Origin of the sequence: Streptomyces sp. NPDC047117, assembly GCF_040643545.1 — a bacterium.
Classification (GTDB): Bacteria; Actinomycetota; Actinomycetes; order Streptomycetales; family Streptomycetaceae; genus Streptomyces.
The window spans coordinates 189,853-206,984 of the sequence record NZ_JBEYUN010000006.1 but is presented as its reverse complement, the minus strand read 5'-3'; the positions used below and the strand labels follow the sequence as shown (position 1 = coordinate 206,984).

20 protein-coding genes are annotated in these 17,132 nt (G+C 70.2%); 3 read left to right on the top strand and 17 right to left on the bottom strand.

The window, feature by feature from the left end; all coding sequences use genetic code 11:
- Positions 1-5: 5 nt before the first annotated feature.
- From ABZ840_RS13895 to ABZ840_RS13885, 3 genes are all read right to left on the bottom strand, one after another.
- Positions 6-374: a holo-ACP synthase gene (locus tag ABZ840_RS13895; RefSeq protein WP_361558284.1), complete on the bottom strand. Its 369-nt coding sequence runs from the start codon at positions 372-374 to the stop codon at positions 6-8.
- A complete protein-coding gene (gene glmS / locus ABZ840_RS13890; RefSeq protein WP_361558281.1) occupies positions 371-2,218 on the bottom strand; it encodes a glutamine--fructose-6-phosphate transaminase (isomerizing) in 1,848 nt (615 codons plus the stop codon). The genes ABZ840_RS13895 and glmS overlap by 4 nt, the downstream gene beginning before the upstream one ends.
- Before the next feature lie 71 nt (positions 2,219-2,289).
- Entirely contained in the window at positions 2,290-2,490 is a 201-nt protein-coding gene (locus ABZ840_RS13885; protein ID WP_361558814.1) for a hypothetical protein, read from the bottom strand.
- A 205-nt stretch (positions 2,491-2,695) separates the two neighbouring features.
- Between ABZ840_RS13885 and coaA the strand changes: the two genes are divergently transcribed.
- Both coaA and ABZ840_RS13875 read left to right on the top strand, forming a co-directional pair.
- Positions 2,696-3,685, top strand: coding sequence for a type I pantothenate kinase (gene coaA / locus ABZ840_RS13880; RefSeq protein ID WP_361558278.1), 990 nt, complete (start codon positions 2,696-2,698; stop codon positions 3,683-3,685).
- A gap of 20 nt (positions 3,686-3,705) precedes the next feature.
- The gene (locus ABZ840_RS13875) at positions 3,706-4,647 is read left to right on the top strand and encodes a DUF389 domain-containing protein (protein WP_361558275.1); all 942 of its coding nucleotides are present in this window, start codon (positions 3,706-3,708) and stop codon (positions 4,645-4,647) included.
- Between the two features lie 16 nt (positions 4,648-4,663).
- Here ABZ840_RS13875 and glmM read toward each other — a convergent pair whose 3' ends face one another.
- The 5 genes from glmM to ABZ840_RS13850 all read right to left on the bottom strand — a co-directional run bounded on the left by glmM (position 4,664) and on the right by ABZ840_RS13850 (position 10,237).
- Complete coding sequence (gene glmM, locus ABZ840_RS13870) at positions 4,664-6,022, bottom strand: phosphoglucosamine mutase (protein WP_361558272.1); 1,359 nt, start codon at positions 6,020-6,022, stop codon at positions 4,664-4,666.
- Between the two features lie 152 nt (positions 6,023-6,174).
- A complete protein-coding gene (gene rpsI / locus ABZ840_RS13865; RefSeq protein WP_361558269.1) occupies positions 6,175-6,678 on the bottom strand; it encodes a 30S ribosomal protein S9 in 504 nt (167 codons plus the stop codon).
- A gap of 43 nt (positions 6,679-6,721) precedes the next feature.
- Entirely contained in the window at positions 6,722-7,165 is a 444-nt protein-coding gene (gene rplM, locus ABZ840_RS13860) for a 50S ribosomal protein L13 (RefSeq protein ID WP_346092403.1), read from the bottom strand.
- A gap of 203 nt (positions 7,166-7,368) precedes the next feature.
- Positions 7,369-8,562: a glycosyltransferase 87 family protein gene (locus ABZ840_RS13855; RefSeq protein WP_361558265.1), complete on the bottom strand. Its 1,194-nt coding sequence runs from the start codon at positions 8,560-8,562 to the stop codon at positions 7,369-7,371.
- Positions 8,563-8,617: 55 nt separating this feature from the next.
- Positions 8,618-10,237 carry an ATP-binding cassette domain-containing protein gene (locus ABZ840_RS13850; RefSeq protein ID WP_361558261.1) on the bottom strand — a complete coding sequence of 540 codons (1,620 nt, stop codon included), beginning with the start codon at positions 10,235-10,237 and terminating at the stop codon, positions 8,618-8,620.
- 109 nt (positions 10,238-10,346) lie between these two features.
- Between ABZ840_RS13850 and ABZ840_RS13845 the strand changes: the two genes are divergently transcribed.
- Positions 10,347-11,186 carry a hypothetical protein gene (locus ABZ840_RS13845; protein ID WP_361558258.1) on the top strand — a complete coding sequence of 280 codons (840 nt, stop codon included), beginning with the start codon at positions 10,347-10,349 and terminating at the stop codon, positions 11,184-11,186.
- A gap of 78 nt (positions 11,187-11,264) precedes the next feature.
- Here ABZ840_RS13845 and truA read toward each other — a convergent pair whose 3' ends face one another.
- The 9 genes from truA to map all read right to left on the bottom strand — a co-directional run bounded on the left by truA (position 11,265) and on the right by map (position 17,096).
- Entirely contained in the window at positions 11,265-12,116 is an 852-nt protein-coding gene (gene truA / locus ABZ840_RS13840) for a tRNA pseudouridine(38-40) synthase TruA (protein WP_361558255.1), read from the bottom strand.
- A 74-nt stretch (positions 12,117-12,190) separates the two neighbouring features.
- On the bottom strand, positions 12,191-12,685 hold the full coding sequence (gene rplQ, locus ABZ840_RS13835; protein ID WP_361558252.1) for a 50S ribosomal protein L17: 495 nt from the start codon (positions 12,683-12,685) through the stop codon (positions 12,191-12,193).
- 162 nt (positions 12,686-12,847) lie between these two features.
- Positions 12,848-13,870 carry a DNA-directed RNA polymerase subunit alpha gene (locus ABZ840_RS13830; protein WP_003956430.1) on the bottom strand — a complete coding sequence of 341 codons (1,023 nt, stop codon included), beginning with the start codon at positions 13,868-13,870 and terminating at the stop codon, positions 12,848-12,850.
- 107 nt (positions 13,871-13,977) lie between these two features.
- Positions 13,978-14,604: a 30S ribosomal protein S4 gene (rpsD, locus tag ABZ840_RS13825; protein ID WP_361558249.1), complete on the bottom strand. Its 627-nt coding sequence runs from the start codon at positions 14,602-14,604 to the stop codon at positions 13,978-13,980.
- Positions 14,605-14,634: 30 nt separating this feature from the next.
- Positions 14,635-15,039, bottom strand: a complete 405-nt coding sequence (rpsK, locus tag ABZ840_RS13820) for a 30S ribosomal protein S11 (protein ID WP_004571845.1) — start codon at positions 15,037-15,039, stop codon at positions 14,635-14,637.
- A 63-nt stretch (positions 15,040-15,102) separates the two neighbouring features.
- Positions 15,103-15,483: a 30S ribosomal protein S13 gene (gene rpsM / locus ABZ840_RS13815; RefSeq protein ID WP_030262856.1), complete on the bottom strand. Its 381-nt coding sequence runs from the start codon at positions 15,481-15,483 to the stop codon at positions 15,103-15,105.
- A 199-nt stretch (positions 15,484-15,682) separates the two neighbouring features.
- Complete coding sequence (rpmJ, locus tag ABZ840_RS13810) at positions 15,683-15,796, bottom strand: 50S ribosomal protein L36 (protein ID WP_003956441.1); 114 nt, start codon at positions 15,794-15,796, stop codon at positions 15,683-15,685.
- 59 nt (positions 15,797-15,855) lie between these two features.
- Positions 15,856-16,077 (bottom strand): translation initiation factor IF-1, encoded by a 222-nt coding sequence (infA, locus tag ABZ840_RS13805; protein WP_030262853.1) that lies wholly within the window; start codon positions 16,075-16,077, stop codon positions 15,856-15,858.
- A gap of 182 nt (positions 16,078-16,259) precedes the next feature.
- Positions 16,260-17,096: a type I methionyl aminopeptidase gene (gene map / locus ABZ840_RS13800; RefSeq protein ID WP_361558244.1), complete on the bottom strand. Its 837-nt coding sequence runs from the start codon at positions 17,094-17,096 to the stop codon at positions 16,260-16,262.
- Positions 17,097-17,132: the final 36 nt, after the last annotated feature.

Here is a 17,132-nt window from a genome sequence, read left to right as displayed (position 1 = left end):
GCGCGTCAGCCCTCCGCGATCACCACAGCCGAAGCCACCCCCGCGTCATGGCTGAGCGAAATGTGCCAGGACTGCACGCCCCGCTCCTGCGCGGCCGCCGCGACCGTGCCCCGCACCCGCAGGCGCGGCTGTCCGCTGTCCTCGACGTACACCTCCGCGTCCGTCCAGTGCAGCCCGCGCGGCGCGCCCAGCGCCTTGGCCAGCGCCTCCTTCGCGGCGAACCGGGCCGCGAGGGAGGCGACGCCGCGCGGCTCGCCGCCGGGCAGGTACCGCTCGCTGTCGACGAAGAGCCGGTCCAGCATCTGGGGCGTGCGCTCCAGCGCGGCGGCGAACCGGTCGATCTCGGCGACGTCGATGCCGACCCCGATGATCATTCGACGGTCACCGACTTGGCGAGGTTGCGCGGCTGGTCGACCTCGTTGCCGCGGGCGGTGGCCAGCTCGCAGGCGAAGACCTGCAGCGGCACGGTGGCCACCAGCGGCTGGAGCAGGGTCGGCGTCACCGGGATGCGGACGAGGTGGTCGGCGTACGGCACGACCGTCTCGTCGCCCTCCTCGGCGATGACGATGGTGCGGGCGCCGCGGGCCCGGATCTCCTGGATGTTGGAGACGATCTTGTCGTGCAGCACGGAGCGGCCGCGCGGCGACGGCACGATCACCACCACCGGCAGGTCCTCCTCGATCAGCGCGATCGGCCCGTGCTTCAGCTCGCCCGCCGCGAAGCCCTCGGCGTGCATGTACGCCAGCTCCTTGAGCTTCAGCGCGCCCTCCAGGGCGACGGGGTGGCCCACGTGGCGGCCGAGGAAGAGGACGGTGTTCTTGTCCGCGAGACCGCGGGCCAGCTCCCGTACCGGCTCCATCGTGCCGAGCACCTCGTCCACCTGGGTGCCGATCTCGGCCAGCTCCTTCACCACGGCCTGGATCTCGTCGCCCCACTTCGTGCCGCGCACCTGACCCAGGTACAGCGCGACCAGGTAGCAGGCGACGAGCTGGGTGAGGAACGCCTTCGTGGAGGCGACGGCGACCTCGGGCCCGGCGTGCGTGTAAAGCACGGCGTCGGACTCGCGCGGGATGGTCGAGCCGTTGGTGTTGCAGATGGCGAGGACCTTCGCGCCCTGCTCGCGGGCGTGCCGCAGCGCCATCAGGGTGTCCATGGTCTCGCCGGACTGGGAGATCGCGACGACCAGCGTGCGGTGGTCCAGGATCGGGTCGCGGTAGCGGAACTCGCTCGCCAGCTCCACCTCGCACGGAATGCGCGTCCAGTGCTCGATGGCGTACTTGGCGATGAGCCCCGCGTGGAAGGCCGTGCCGCACGCCACGATGACGACCTTCTGCGCCTCCCGCAGCACCCCGTCCGGGATGCGCACCTCGTCCAGCGACAGCCGCCCGTCCGTGCCGATCCGCCCGAGGAGGGTGTCCGCGACGGCCTTGGGCTGCTCGGCGATCTCCTTGAGCATGAAGTAGTCGTAGCCGCCCTTCTCGGCGGCCGAGGCGTCCCAGTCGACGTGGTACGGGCGCACCTCGGCCGGGCGGCCGTCGAAGTCGGTGACCTGGACGCCGTCCCGGCGGACCTCGACGACCTGGTCCTGGCCCAGTTCGACGGCCTCGCGGGTGTGCGCGATGAAGGCGGCCACGTCGGAGGCGAGGAACGCCTCGTCCTCGCCGAGACCGACGACCAGCGGGGAGTTCCGGCGGGCGCCGACCACCACGTCCGGCGCGTCGGCGTGCACGGCCACGAGGGTGAACGCGCCCTCCAGCCGGCGGCAGACCTGCCGCATCGCCTCGGCGAGGTCACCGCACGAGGAGAAGGCCTCGGCCAGCAGGTGGGCGGTCACCTCGGTGTCCGTCTCGGAGGCCAGTTCGTGGCCGCGGTCGGTCAGTTCGGCGCGCAGCGCGGCGAAGTTCTCGATGATGCCGTTGTGCACCACCGAGACCCGTCCGGCGTTGTCCAGGTGAGGATGGGCGTTGGCGTCGGTGGGCCCGCCGTGCGTGGCCCACCGGGTGTGCCCGACGCCCGTGTTGCCGGCCGGCAGCGGGCGCACGGCCAGTTCCTTCTCCAGGTTGGCGAGCTTGCCGGCCTTCTTCGCCGCCGCCAGGCCGCCGTCGGCGAGCACCGCGACGCCCGCCGAGTCGTAGCCGCGGTACTCCAGCCGCTTCAGTCCGGCCAGTACGACGTCAAGGGCCGACTGGCCGCCCACGTATCCCACGATTCCGCACATGGAGGCAGCCTACGGCGCGCGCGGATCATTGCCCCGGTGCCGTACGGGTCACCGACCGGGGGCCGTCCGGGTCATTGACCTTCCTCGATCCGGTCGATGGCCTCCTGGACCAGTTCGAGGAACTCCACCTCTTCGCAGCGCGGCTTGCTGCCCATCTCGTACAGGACCAGGCAGTCCGCCAGCTCCTCCCCCAGGTCCTCGTCGGGCAGTTCGGCGGCCAGTTCGCTGTGCACCAGACCGGCGTGGCCGCCGCCCTGCGCCGGCACTCGCACCTCTTCGACAACGGTTCTCTTCTGCCGCTGCCGTACGTAATCGAGCAGGCGTGTCACTGTGCCCACCCCCCATTCCTCGCGACGCAGTGATAGACGCGTTCCCCCGCGACGGACGGTACCGGGAATTGCCTGATTGGTATAGACATGCGGTATTCCGCCACCCCCCGGGATGAGCCGCGGCGGTCGGCTGCGGACAATGGGCGACGTGCCCATGACGACAGAGCAGCCGCAGCAACGACGCCGCGCCGACGCCACGCCGTACGTCGACATGACCCGCGCGGAGTGGAGTGCCCTGCGCGAGAAGACCCCGCTCCCCTTGACGGCGGATGAGGTCGAACGGTTGCGTGGCCTGGGCGACGTCATCGACCTGGACGAGGTGCGCGACGTCTACCTGCCGCTCTCCCGGCTGCTGAACCTCTACTTCGGGGCCACCAGCAGCCTCCGCGGCGCCCTGAACACCTTCCTCGGGGACCGGGAGGGGCACGGCGCCCAGGAGGGCACGCCGTTCGTGATCGGCGTCGCCGGCAGCGTCGCGGTCGGCAAGTCCACCACCGCGCGCCTGCTCCAGGCGCTGCTGGCCCGCTGGCCCGACCACCCGCGGGTGGAGCTGGTGACCACCGACGGCTTCCTGCTGCCCAACGCCGAGCTGCACCGGCGCGGCCTGATGTCCCGGAAGGGCTTCCCCGAGTCCTACGACCGGCGCGCCCTGACCCGCTTCGTGGCCGACGTGAAGTCCGGCAAGGCCGAGGTCACCGCACCGGTCTACTCCCACCTCATCTACGACATCGTCCCCGGCGAGCGGCTGACCGTGCACCGCCCGGACATCCTCATCGTCGAGGGCCTGAACGTCCTCCAGCCCGCGCTGCCCGGCAAGGACGGCCGCACCCGGCTCGGCCTCGCCGACTTCTTCGACTTCTCGGTGTACGTGGACGCCCGTACCGAGGACATCGAGCAGTGGTACCTGGGACGGTTCCGCAAGCTGCGCGAGACCGCCTTCCAGAACCCCTTCTCGTACTTCCGCAAGTACGCGCAGGTGTCGGAGGAGGAGGCGCTCGACTACGCCCGCCTCAACTGGCGCACCATCAACAAGCCGAACCTGGAGCAGAATGTGGCCCCGACCCGCGGGCGCGCGAACCTCGTGCTCCGCAAGGGACCGGACCACAAGGTGCAGCGGCTCTCGCTGCGCAAACTCTGACGCCCCCGAGGAATGCCGCCGTGCTGCACCTGCGCCTGATCGTCCCGGCCGACCGCACCGACGAGGTGGCCGGCCTCCTGGAACGGACGGTCGGCACCACCCACCTGGTCGTCCTCGCCGGAGTCGCCCGGGACCCGGCGGGCTCCGTGATCACCTGCGACGTCGCCCGGGAGGCCGGTGACGAGGTCCTGGCGGCGCTGCGCGAGCGCGGCATCGACGAGTGCGGGTCGATCGCCGTCGAGGACATCGACCTGTCGCTCTCCAAGAGCGCCGTCCGGGCCGAGGAGGACGCGCCGGGCGAGGGCGCGGACGCCGTGCTGTGGGAACAGCTGAGCGAGGCGACCCACGAGGAATCGACGCTGACCGTCACCTACCTCGCGTTCCTGACGATCGCCATGATGCTCGCGGCGTGCGGTGTCGTGCTGGACAACGCCATCCTCATCGTCGGCGCGATGGCGGTCGGCCCGGAGTTCGGCCCGCTGGCCGGGATCTGTACGGCGGTGGTGCAGCGGGCGCCGCGGCTCGCGTGGCGCTCGCTGGTGGCACTGCTCGCCGGGTTCGCCCTCGCGATGGTGCTGACGGCGGGATTCAGCTGGTTCATGGAGGCAGTCGGGCTGTTCCACTCCTACGACGTGGACGCCGAGCGCCCCAACACGTCGTTCATCTGGCAGCCCGACCTGCTGTCCTTCGTGGTCGCCTTCCTGGCGGGCATCGCCGGCACGCTCTCCCTCACGTCGGCCAAGTCCGGCGCCCTGGTCGGCGTCGCGATCTCGGTGACCACGGTGCCGGCCGCAGCCAACGCCGCGGTGGCCTTCATCTACGACGACTACGCGCAGACCTGGGGCTCCAGCGGCCAGCTGCTCGTCAACCTCGCCGGCATCGTCCTCGCCGGAACGCTGACGCTGCTCACCCAGAAGTACTTCTGGTCCCGGCAGCGCCGGCGTACCGCGCCGAAGGCCTGAGTCCCGCGGCCGGGCGTCAGCCCAGCGCCGACTTCACCACGTCGGCCAGCCGCCCCGCCACCGCGCGCGCCTGCTCCAGGTCGGCCGCCTCGACCATGACCCGGACCAGCGGCTCCGTACCGGAGGAACGCAGCAGCACCCGGCCGGTCGCGCCCAGCTCCCGCTCCGCGTCGGTCACCGCGGCCGACAGCTCGGCGGAGGTCGTCACCCGGGACTTGTCCACGTCCGGAACGTTGATCAGGACCTGCGGCAGCCGCTCCATCACGCCCGCCAGCTCGGCCAGCGAGCGGCCGGTCGCGGCGACCCGCGCCGCCAGCATCAGGCCGGTCAGCGTGCCGTCCCCGGTCGTGGCGTGGTCCAGCACGATGACGTGCCCGGACTGCTCGCCGCCCAGCGCGAACCCCTGGGCCTTCATCTCCTCCAGGACGTACCGGTCGCCGACCGCGGTGCGCGCCAGCTCGATGCCCTCCCGCTCCAGCGCCAGCTTGAAGCCCAGGTTGGACATGACGGTGGCGACGACGGTGTTCTGCCGCAGCGTGCCGGCGTCCCGCATGCCCAGCGCCAGCACGGCGAGGATCTGGTCGCCGTCGACCTCGTTGCCCTCGTGGTCCACGGCCAGGCAGCGGTCCGCGTCGCCGTCGTGCGCGACACCCAGGTCGGCACCGTGCTCGACCACCGCGGCCCGCAGCTTGTCCAGGTGGGTGGAGCCGCAGCCGTCGTTGATGTTCAGGCCGTCGGGGTCGGTGCCGATCGTGATGACGTCGGCGCCCGCCCGCGCGAAGGCCTCCGGGGAGACCCGCGCCGCGGCGCCGTGCGCCCCGTCGATGACGACCTTGAGGCCGTCCAGGCGGTTCGGGAGCACGCCGACCAGGTGCGCGACGTAGTTGTCGAAGCCCTCGGCGTAGTCCTTGACCCGGCCCACGCCCGCGCCGGTCGGCCGGTCCCACGGCTCACCGGAGGCGTGGCCGCGGTACATGCTCTCGATCCGGTCCTCCAGCTCGTCGGCGAGCTTGTGCCCGCCGCGCGCGAAGAACTTGATGCCGTTGTCGGGCATCGGGTTGTGGCTGGCGGAGAGCATCACGCCCAGGTCCGCGCCGAGCGCGCCGGTGAGGTACGCCACCGCCGGGGTCGGCAGCACGCCCACCCGCAGCACGTCCACGCCCGCGCTGGCCAGCCCCGCCACCACGGCGGACTCCAGGAACTCCCCCGACGCCCGCGGATCGCGCCCGACCACGGCCACCGGCCGGTGATCTTCAAAGGTCCCGGCTTCCGCCAGAACATGCGCCGCAGCAACCGACAGCCCGAGCGCCAGCTCCGCCGTCAGGTCCGCATTGGCGACACCGCGTACCCCGTCCGTGCCGAAGAGTCGTCCCACTGGTGTCCTCCGAGTCATTTCGCTTGGACCAGACCGTTATGACCGTTCTGTACAGGTATACGCCTATCTGGTCCCGGATAGCCGAACGCCCCGGCGGCACGAGAAGTGCCACCGGGGCGTTCCAAGCAGCTGCGCATCGCAGCAAGCGGCAATTAGCGCTTGCTGTACTGCGGCGCCTTGCGGGCCTTCTTGAGACCGGCCTTCTTGCGCTCGACCGCACGGTCGTCGCGGCTCAGGAAGCCGGCCTTCTTCAGCGGGCCGCGGTTGTTCTCGACGTCCGCCTCGTTCAGCGCACGGGCCACGCCCAGGCGCAGCGCGCCGGCCTGGCCGGAGATGCCGCCGCCGGAGATGCGGGCGACAACGTCGTAGCGGTTGTCCAGCTCGAGCACCTTGAAGGGCTCGTTGACTTCCTGCTGGTGCACCTTGTTCGGGAAGTAACCCTCGAGGGTGCGGCCGTTGATCTTCCACTGGCCGGTGCCCGGGATGATCCGGACGCGGGCAATGGCGTTCTTGCGACGGCCCAGGCCGGCGGCCGGCTGGGGGTCACCGAAGCGGGAGGCGAGCGACTCGGAGGTGTACTCACCCTCCAGCGGCGCCTCGGTCTCGGTGGTGTACTCCTCGACCTCGAGCGGGGTCTCGGCGGTGGTCTCAGCCACGATGCTCCTCAGATTCTCTTCGTCTTAGGGGGTGTGGCCGGACTTACTGCGCGACCTGGGTGATCTCGAACGGGACCGGCTGCTGAGCAGCGTGCGGGTGCTCGGCGCCCGCGTAGACCTTCAGCTTCGAGAGCATCTGACGGCCCAGGGTGTTCTTGGGGAGCATGCCCTTGATGGCCTTCTCGACAGCCTTCTCGGGGTTCTTGTCGAGCAGCTCGTCGTAACGGACGGAGCGCAGACCACCCGGGAAGCCGGAGTGGCGGTAGGCCATCTTCTGCTCGCGCTTGTTGCCGGACAGGTGCACCTTGTCGGCGTTGATGATGACGACGAAGTCACCGGTGTCGACGTGAGGGGCGTAGACCGGCTTGTGCTTGCCCCGCAGGAGGGACGCGGCCTGAGATGCCAGACGGCCCAGGACAACGTCCTGCGCGTCAATGATGTGCCACTGGCGCTGGACATCGCCGGGCTTGGGGCTGAACGTACGCACGTTTTAGCCTTCGCTTCTAAGTGATTGGGACCTGTACTGGGCCACTTCGGACGACGAGCCGGGAGTGGCGGCTCCGGGTGACGCAACCCATCGCCTGCCGTCGGTCATCGGTCCGGTGGACCGGCGTAAGGGCCCCTCACGTGAGATAGAGCAAGCCAATACGCATAACAAACAGGCAGAATACCGGGCCTCCCCCAGGCGGGTCAAAACGCGCCCGGTACGGGGGTCCGGTCCCCGCCACTCCGCCCCGGGCGGCGCAGACAGGCGCAGGCGACCACCGCGGCGAGCGTCCACAGCATCGCCGCGTCCTTGAAGGCCCGCCGCCTGACGTCCTCCAGATACGGCCAGTCCAGCCCGGCGACCTGCGGCACGAGAGCGGCCCAGAACCACACCGTACGGGGCACGGCGCCGGGCACCACGGCGGAGGCCAGCAGGGGCCCCAGCACCACCAGCAGATAGTGGTCGAAGGACGGCCGGGACACCAGGAAGGCCGCGAGCAGCAGCATCGCCGCCGTCTCGACGAGCCGGAGCGGCCCGTCGTCCCCGCGCCGCCAGCGCAGGTACGCGCAGACCACGCCCGCGGCGGCCGCCGCCACCGCCAGCCCGTAGGCCGCCGCCGGCGGCACCCCGAGCCTGGTCAGGACCGCGCCGAGCGAAGCGTCGTACGGCCGCGCGAAGGCGTCCTGGCCGCGCAGCAGGAAGGGCAGCGTGCTCGTGAGAAACATCCCGGGCCGCGGCATCACCAGCGCCGCCGCCAGGGACACGACCAGCGGCACGGCGACCGCGACGGCCACCGCGCCCCACCGCCGGGCGAAGACGAACAGCAGCAGGACCGGCAGCAGCATCGGCTTCAGGGCCAGCGCGCACCCGATCACCGCGCCCGCTGCCGCCCACCGCGTGCGGCGGGCCAGCAGCAGCGCGAGCGGCAGTGCCACGACCGAGGCGAGCGTCCAGTTGCCGAGCGTGACGAGGTTGCGGAACGGCTGGAAGAACGGCAGCGCGGCCACGACCAGCACCGCGAGCCGGCTGTCGGCCCGTACGCCGAAGATCCGCAGGCTCAGGAACCAGCCCAGCAGTACGAGGCAGACCCCGGCCGCCGGCACCAGCCACGGCAGCCACCGCTCGGGCAGCAGCGCCTCGGGCACCGCCGCGAGCACCGCCCCCGGCAGGTAGAGGAACCGCTTGTCGGCATACGGCGCGCCGCCGTCCAGCAGCGCCCGCGCCGCCTTCACCGCGAAGGCGTTGTCCATGCCGAGGTGACCGCCGCGCCGTACGGTCGCCACGACCACCACGGCCGTCAGCCCCGCGGCGACGGCCCGCAGCGGCCAGGGAGCGGGCCGCAGCAGCCACGCCACCCTGGGTGACTGCCCGCTTTGCCCCGCTGTGTCCGCTGCCATGCGGCCACCCTAGAAGCCGCCCGTCACCGCTCCCGCTCGACACTCCCCCAAGCTCTTAAGGAGCAGGGAGGGACCCCCAGTCCTCCCACACCGGCTCCGACGTCTCCCGGACCCGGCCGTCCGAGCCGAAGACCAGATACCGGTCGAAGGAACGCGCGAACCACCGGTCATGCGTCACCGCCAGCACCGTCCCCTCGTACGCCTCCAACCCCTCCTGCAGCGCCTCGGCGCTCTCCAGGTCGAGGTTGTCCGTCGGCTCGTCCAACAGCAGCGCCGTCGTGCCGGCCAGCTCCAGGAGGAGGATCTGGAAGCGCGCCTGCTGGCCGCCGGAGAGGCGGTCGAAGCGCTGCTCGGCCTGGCGCTCCAGCTCGTACCGGCGCAGCGCGCTCATCGCCCTGCCGCGGTCCTTGGCGTGCTCGGTCCAGAGGATGTCCAGGAGGGTGGGGCCCTCCAGCTCCGGGTGCGCGTGCGTTTGCGCGAAGTGGCCGGGGACCACGCGGGCGCCCAGCTTCCACGCGCCGGTGTGCGCCACGTCGTCACCGGCGAGCAGCCGCAGGAAGTGCGACTTGCCGGAGCCGTTCGAGCCCAGCACCGCGACCCGCTCGCCGTAGAAGACCTCCAGGGAGAAGGGCTTCATCAGGCCGGTCAGTTCGAGGTTCGCGCAGGTCACGGCCCGTACGCCGGTGCGGCCGCCGCGCAGCCGCATGGTGATCTCCTGCTCGCGCGGCGGCTCCTGCGGCGGCCCCGCCTCCTCGAACTTCCGCAGCCGCGTCTGGGCGGCCTGATAGCGCGAGGCCAGGCCGTCGTTGTAGGCCGCCTTGTTCTTCAGCGTGTGGACCAGCTGCTTCAGCTGCACGTGCTTCTCGTCCCAGCGCCGCCGCAGCTCCTCGAAGCGCGCGAAGCGCTCCTTGCGGGCCTCGTGGTACGTGCCGAAGCCGCCGCCGTGCACCCAGACGTCACTGCCCGCCGGGCCCGGCTCGACGCTGACGATCTTCTCGGCGGAACGGGCCAGCAGCTCCCGGTCGTGGCTGACGAACAGGACCGTCTTCTGGGTCTCCCGCAGCCGCTCCTCCAGCCAGCGCTTGCCGGGCACGTCCAGATAGTTGTCCGGCTCGTCCAGCAGCAGCACCTCCTCCGGGCCGCGCAGCAGCGACTCCAGCACGAGCCGCTTCTGCTCGCCCCCGCTGAGCGTGCGCACCTGCCGCCACTGCGCCTTCTCGTACGGCACCCCGAGCGCGGCCATCGTGCACATGTCCCAGACCGTCTCGGCCTCGTACCCACGGGCCTCGGCCCAGTCGCTCAGCGCCTGCGCGTACGCCATCTGCGCGGCCTCGTCGTCCACCGTCATGACGGCGTGCTCGGCCTCGTCCACGGCCTTCGCGGCCGTCCGCAGCCGCGGCGGCGCCACCGACACCAGCAGGTCCCGCACGGTCCGCTCGTCCCGCACCGAGCCCACGAACTGCGGCATCACCCCCAGCCCGCCGGTGACCGTCACCGCGCCGCCGTGCGGCTGCAGCTCCCCCGCGATCAGCTTCAGCAGCGTCGTCTTGCCCGCGCCGTTCGCCCCGACCAGCGCGACCGTGGCGCCCTCGCCCACCCGGAAGGAGACGTCGGCCAGCAGCACCCGCCCGTCCGGCAGGTAGTACTCCAGATGTCCCGCCTCCACATGTCCCATACGGGGAATTCTCGGCCCGGGACACCACACGGAACAAACGGGTTTCCCCGAGCCCGCCCGTCCGGCGGCCGAAGTCCTTCTGTGACCTGTGCGCATTAGGATGCGCGCCATGAGCTTTGGGGAAGGGGGGCCGTTCGGCCCCGGGGGATCCGGTCCGTCGTCCACTCCGGACTGGGCCGCACTGGCGGAACAGAGCGAAGCACGCGGCAAGCGCAGACGCTGGCTCCTGATCGGCGGCGGCGCCGTGGCCACCCTGGCGGTGGCCGGCATCGTCGCCACCGCCGTGATCGCCGGCAACGACAACGGCAAGCCGTCCTCGCTCCCCTCACCGGAGAAGCTCCCCGACGAGCCGGACGACCCGAAGCCCACCTTCTCCGACGTCACGGTCCCGCCCCCGCCGGACCCGATGGACTACATCACCGACAGCAAGAAGGACACCGCGCCGCTCACCGCCGCCTCGCTCTTCCCCGACAAGCAGCTGAAGGCCGGCGACCGCGTCTACCCGAAGGCCACCACCAGCAGCACCGACAGCTGCGCGAGCGTGGCCCAGGGCGGCCTCGGCGCGGTCCTGAAGAAGCACGGCTGCGAGAAGCTGCTGCGCGCCACGTTCTCCAAGGACGGCGTGGCGGTGACCGTGGGCATCGCCCGGTTCGACACCAAGGCAGCGGCGGCCGCGGTGAAGGAGGAGTACAAGCCCAACCTCGCGGCGCTCGCCGGCGGCAAGGTCGCCCCGTTCTGCCAGGGCACCGACTGCCGGACCTCGGCGAACTCGGCCGGCCGGTACGCGTACTTCACGATCGCCGGCTACCTCAACGGCAAGCCCGTCGTCACCAGCGAGACCAAGGCCCTGCAGGCGAGCCGGGACGGCGCCGCGTACGCCTGGAACCGGGTCATGCAGCGCGGCCGCGACCAGGCCGACGCGGCGGCGAAGAAGCAACTCCAGAACTGACGCAGGCCGCGGCGGGCGGGGCACACGGCCCCGCCCCCGCACACGGCCCCGCCACCGCGCACGGCCCCGCCACCGTGCTCAGCAGCAGCCCGCGCCCGGCAGCGTCCGCTTGTTCCGCGCTTCCTTGTTGCGGGCGGCCAGCAGCTCGTCCGCCGGGTAGCCGACCTCTTCCAGGGTCAGCCCGTGCGGCCGTACGACGTGCACCGCCGAGTCCCGCACCCCGGCAGCCAGCACCTTCCCCGGCCACTCCACGGGCCGGTGCCCGTCCCCGACGAACAGCAGCGCGCCCACCAGCGAGCGCACCATGTTGTGGCAGAAGGCGTCCGCCTTCACGGTCGCCGTGATGATCCCGTCAGCGCCGCGCTCCCAGCTCAGCTCCTGGAGCGTACGGATGGTCGTGGCGCCCTCGCGCCGCTTGCAGTACGCCGCGAAGTCGTGCTCGCCCAGCAGCGGCAGCGACGCCTCGTTCATCGCCGCGACGTCCAGGTCCCAGTCGTGCCAGAGCACGTGCCCGCGCAGCAGCGGGTCGACGCCGCCGGGGTGGTCGGTGACCCGGTACGCGTACCGGCGCCAGATCGCCGAGAACCGCGCGTTGAAGCCGGCCGGCGCCTCGCTCACCCGCCAGATCCGTACGTCCTTCGGCAGCCGCCCGGCGAGCCGCCGGCGCAGCTTGTCGCCGTGCTCGGCCCACAGCTCCTGCGGCAGGTCCACCTGGGCCACCTGCCCCCGGGCGTGCACGCCCGCGTCGGTCCGCCCCGCCACGGTCAGCTCGTACGTCTCCGACGCCCGCATCACGGTGCGCAGCGCGTCCTCGATCTCCCCCTGGACCGTCCGCCGCTCCCGCTGCTTCGCCCAGCCGGAGAAGTCCTTGCCGTCGTAGGAAAGATCCAGCCGCACCCGGACGAACCCGGGCTCCACCTCATCGCTCACGCGACCATCCTCTCAAGCGGAACGGGCCCGCTCCCCCAGCGGGGAACGGGCCCGTTCAGCGGCCTGGATCAGGCTCAGGCGTCCTTGGACTCCTCGGCCGGGGCCTCGGCGGCCTCGTCCTTGGTCTCCTCGGCCTTGGCGGCCTCGTCGGCCTCCTTCACCGCGCGCTTGGTCGCGGCCTCGGCCTCGTCGACGGTGGCCTTCTTGGCGATCTCGCCCTCGACCAGCTCGATGACGGCCATCGGGGCGTTGTCGCCACGACGGTTGCCGATCTTGGTGATGCGGGTGTAGCCACCCGGGCGCTCGGTGTAGCGCGGGGCGATCTCGGTGAAGAGCGTGTGGACGACGCTCTTGTCCGTGATCGTCGCGAGCACCAGGCGACGGTTGTGGATGTCGCCCTTCTTCGCCTTGGTGATCAGCTTCTCCGCGACGGGGCGCAGGCGGCGGGCCTTGGCCTCGGTCGTGGTGATGCGGCCGTGCTCGAACAGCGACTTCGCGAGGTTCGCGAGCAGAAGACGCTCGTGCGCGGCGCTGCCGCCCAGACGGGCTCCCTTGGCGGGACGCGGCATGGTGTTTCTCCTCTGTGTCTGCCCCAGCCGTATCAGGTACCGGGGTCAGTATCCGAGCGGGCGGTCGCCCGTCGGAGACCCCGCACCCCGTAAGGGGCGCGGGGAACTGCGCGACCGGCCGCAGCCGGCCCGCAGCAAAATCAGACCGTCAAGCCCGAGCTGTCAGTACTGCTCGGTCTCGACGAAACCCGCGTCCGCGTCGTCGTCGGCGCCGAAGGCGTCCGCGGCGGCGGTCGGGTCGAAGCCGGGGGGCGAGTCCTTCAGGGCCAGGCCCATGCCGGCCAGCTTCGCCTTGACCTCGTCGATCGACTTCGCACCGAAGTTGCGGATGTCGAGCAGGTCGGCCTCGGAGCGGGCGACGAGCTCACCCACGGAGTGGATGCCCTCGCGCTTGAGGCAGTTGTACGACCGAACGGTGAGCTCCAGCTCCTCGATCGGCAGCGCCAGGTCGGCGGCCAGGGCGGCGTCCGTGGGCGACGGGCCCATGTCGATGCCCTCGGCGTCGATGTTGAGCTCGCGCGCCAGACCGAACAGCTCGACCAGGGTCTTACCGGCGGACGCCATGGCGTCGCGCGGGCGCATGGCCTGCTTGGTCTCGACGTCGACGATCAGCTTGTCGAAGTCGGTGCGCTGCTCGACACGGGTCGCCTCGACCTTGTAGGTGACCTTCAGCACGGGGCTGTAGATGGAGTCGACCGGGATACGGCCGATCTCCTGGCCCACCTGCTTGTTCTGCACGGCGGAGACGTAGCCGCGACCGCGCTCGACGGTCAGCTCCATCTCCAGCTTGCCCTTGCCGTTCAGCGTGGCGAGGACCAGGTCCGGGTTGTGGACCTCGACACCGGCCGGGGGCGCGATGTCGGCAGCGGTCACCAGGCCGGGGCCCTGCTTGCGCAGGTACATCACGACCGGCTCGTCGTGCTCCGAGGAGACGACCAGCTGCTTGATGTTGAGGATGAGGTCGGTGACGTCCTCCTTGACGCCCGGCACGGTGGTGAACTCGTGCAGGACACCGTCGATGCGGATGGACGTGACCGCCGCACCCGGAATCGAGGAGAGGAGCGTACGACGCAGGGAGTTGCCGAGGGTGTAACCGAAGCCCGGCTCCAGCGGCTCGATCACGAACCGGGAGCGGTACTCGTCGACGACCTCTTCGGTCAACGAAGGACGCTGAGCGATCAGCATGAGGTGTTGCCTCCAGTCTTGGCACCCGCTATTTGATGCCAGTCACTACAAGGGTACGGGCGGTACGGCCCGAAAGAGCCCGTACCGCCCGCGACCGCAGATCCCTACTACTTGGAGTAGAGCTCGACGATCAGCTGCTCCTGCACCTGGGTGTCGATCACCGGGCGCTCGGGCAGGGAGTGCACGAGGATCCGGAGCTTCGAGGGGATCGCCTCCAGCCACGCCGGGACGGTCTTCTCGCCGGCCTCGGCCTGCGCCACCTGGAAGGGGGTCAGGTTCCGAGAGCCCTCGCGGACCTCGATGATGTCGTTCACGGAGACGCGAGCCGACGGGATGTCGGTCTTGCGGCCGTTCACGTTGATGTGGCCGTGACGGACCAGCTGACGGGCGTGGTCACGGGACTTCGCGAAGCCCGCGCGGTAGACCACGTTGTCCAGTCGGGTCTCAAGGATGCGAAGCAGGTTCTCACCGGTCTTGCCGGTCTTCTGGTTCGCCTCCTTGTAGTACCCAAGGAACTGCTTCTCAAGAACACCGTAGATACGGCTGCACTTCTGCTTCTCCCGCAGCTGCAGCAGGTACTCGCTGTCCTTGGTGCGCCCGCGACCGTGCTCACCCGGGGGGTAAGGACGGATCTCGATCGGGCACTTTGCGCTCTCGCACTTGCTCCCCTTGAGGAAGAGCTTCTGCTTCTCCCGACGGCAACGCTTGCAGTCGGCCCCGGTGTAACGCGCCATTGTCTAGTTGTCTCCTACTACTTCAGCGGGTCAGACGCGGCGGCGCTTCGGCGGGCGGCAGCCGTTGTGCGGGGTCGGGGTGACGTCCTGGATCGAACCCACCTCGAGGCCGGTGGCCTGGAGGGAGCGGATCGCGGTCTCACGGCCGGAGCCGGGACCCTTGACGAAGACGTCGACCTTGCGCATGCCGTGCTCCTGCGCGCGACGCGCGGCCGACTCGGCGGCCATCTGCGCGGCGAACGGGGTGGACTTGCGCGAACCCTTGAAGCCCACGTGACCGGCCGAAGCCCAGGAAATCACGTTGCCGGTGGGGTCGGTGATCGAAACGATCGTGTTGTTGAACGTGCTCTTGATGTGAGCGTGCCCGTGGGCGACGTTCTTCTTCTCCTTGCGGCGCACCTTCTTGGCGCCGGCCGTACGGCCCTTCGGAGGCATGAATTACTCCCGTGGAGGTGGTCGGTCCTACAGCGAAGACCGCTGATAAGCGTCCGCTGAGGACTACTTCTTGCCCGGCTTCTTCTTGCCGGCGATCGCGCGACGCGGGCCCTTGCGGGTACGAGCGTTCGTGCTGGTGCGCTGACCGTGGACGGGCAGGCCACGACGGTGGCGCAGGCCCTGGTAGCAGCCGATCTCGACCTTGCGGCGGATGTCGGCCTGGATCTCGCGACGGAGGTCACCCTCGGTCTGGAGGTTGGCGTCCACGTACTCGCGGATCTTGACCAGGTCCTCTTCGGGAAGGTCACGAACGCGGGTGTTCGGGTCGACACCGGCAGCGGCGAGGGTCTGCTTCGCCAGCGTGCGGCCGATGCCGAAGACGTAGGTGAGGGCGACCTCCACACGCTTTTCGCGCGGGATGTCAACACCTGAAACGCGTGCCATCGAATGGCTCCTGTGTTGAATCGGGGGTCTTCCGCAGAGTCATTCCTGACCGCCGACCGCTCGCTTGCCGGAGCAGTGGTACGGCCCAGGTCTCCGGCCCCCGCCGGAGGTGTCGTCGGCCATTACGGCCGGACGGGCTCTGCGTATGTACGTATCGCTTGCGTCGCGCGAAGAACTGCGAAATGCAGGTCGGCGTGCGTCAGCCCTGGCGCTGCTTGTGGCGCAGGTTGTCGCAGATGACCATGACCCGGCCGTGGCGGCGGATCACCTTGCACTTGTCGCAGATCTTCTTGACGCTCGGCTTGACCTTCATGGGATGTGAGGTTCTCCGGGTCAGTGCCTTGCCCCACGGGAGCGGGGCGCGGGCAAGATCTACTTGTAGCGGTAGACGATCCGCCCACGCGTCAGGTCGTACGGAGAAAGCTCCACGACGACCCGGTCATCCGGGAGGATACGGATGTAGTGCATCCGCATCTTGCCACTGATGTGCGCGAGGACCTGGTGACCGTTCTGAAGCTCCACCTTGAACATCGCGTTCGGGAGGGACTCGATCACGGTGCCCTCGATCTCGATGGCACCTTGCTTCTTGGCCACGCTTCGCCCTTCGAATCGGCTACCTTGATCAGCTCTCGTCAGAATCACCCGATTCCCGCGTCCGGGGACGCAGGCATGCAGATGCACGAGAGCCGACGCGTCAGTCTACGTCAGCGCACCCGAAAAGACGAATCCACGATTATTGCCCAGCCATGGAGATCGTTACTCCAGTGGCTCCGGAGTTACGCCAGGGGGTCGGGAGCGGTCTCGATGCCCAGCTCGGCCAGCTTGGCCTTGCCGCCGTCCGGAGCCGTCAGGACCAGCGGGCCTTCCTCGGTCAGCGCGACCGAGTGCTCCCAGTGCGAGGACCAGCCGCCGTCGTTCGACTTCACGGTCCAGTCGTCCTCGAGGACGTGGGTCTTCGCGGTGCCGAGGTTGACCATCGGCTCGATGGCGATGCAGAAGCCGGGGACCAGCTTGGGGCCGCGGCCGCGCTTGCGGTCGACGTAGTTCAGCAGGTGCGGGTCCATGTGCATCTGGGACCCGATGCCGTGGCCGCCGTAGTCCTCGACGATGCCGTACTTGCCGGTGGAGGGGCGCGGCTGGCGCTTGATGTAGCCCTCGATGGCCTTGGAGATGTCGACCAGGCGGTTGCCCTTGCGGACCGCGGCGATGCCGGCCCACATCGACTCCTCGGTCACCCGGCTGAGCTCGACCAGCTCCGCGGAGTGACCGGAGCCCACGAAGGCGGTGTACGCGGCGTCGCCGTGCCAGCCGTCGACGATGGCGCCGCAGTCGATGGAGATGATGTCGCCGTCCTGGAGCACGGTGTCGGCGGACGGGATGCCGTGCACGACCACGTCGTTCACCGACGTGCAGATCGTCGCGGGGAAGCCGCCGTACCCGAGGAAGTTCGACTTCGCGCCGTGCTCGGCGAGTACCTTGCGTGCCGCGTCGTCCAGGTCCTTGGTGGTGGCTCCGGGCACGGCCACCTCGCGGGTGGCGGCGTGGATAGCGGCGACGACCAGCCCCGCCTCGCGCATCTTCGCGATCTGCTCGGGGGTCTTGATCTCCAGCATTGAGCTGACGCCTTCCTGAACCGACGACTCGAACGT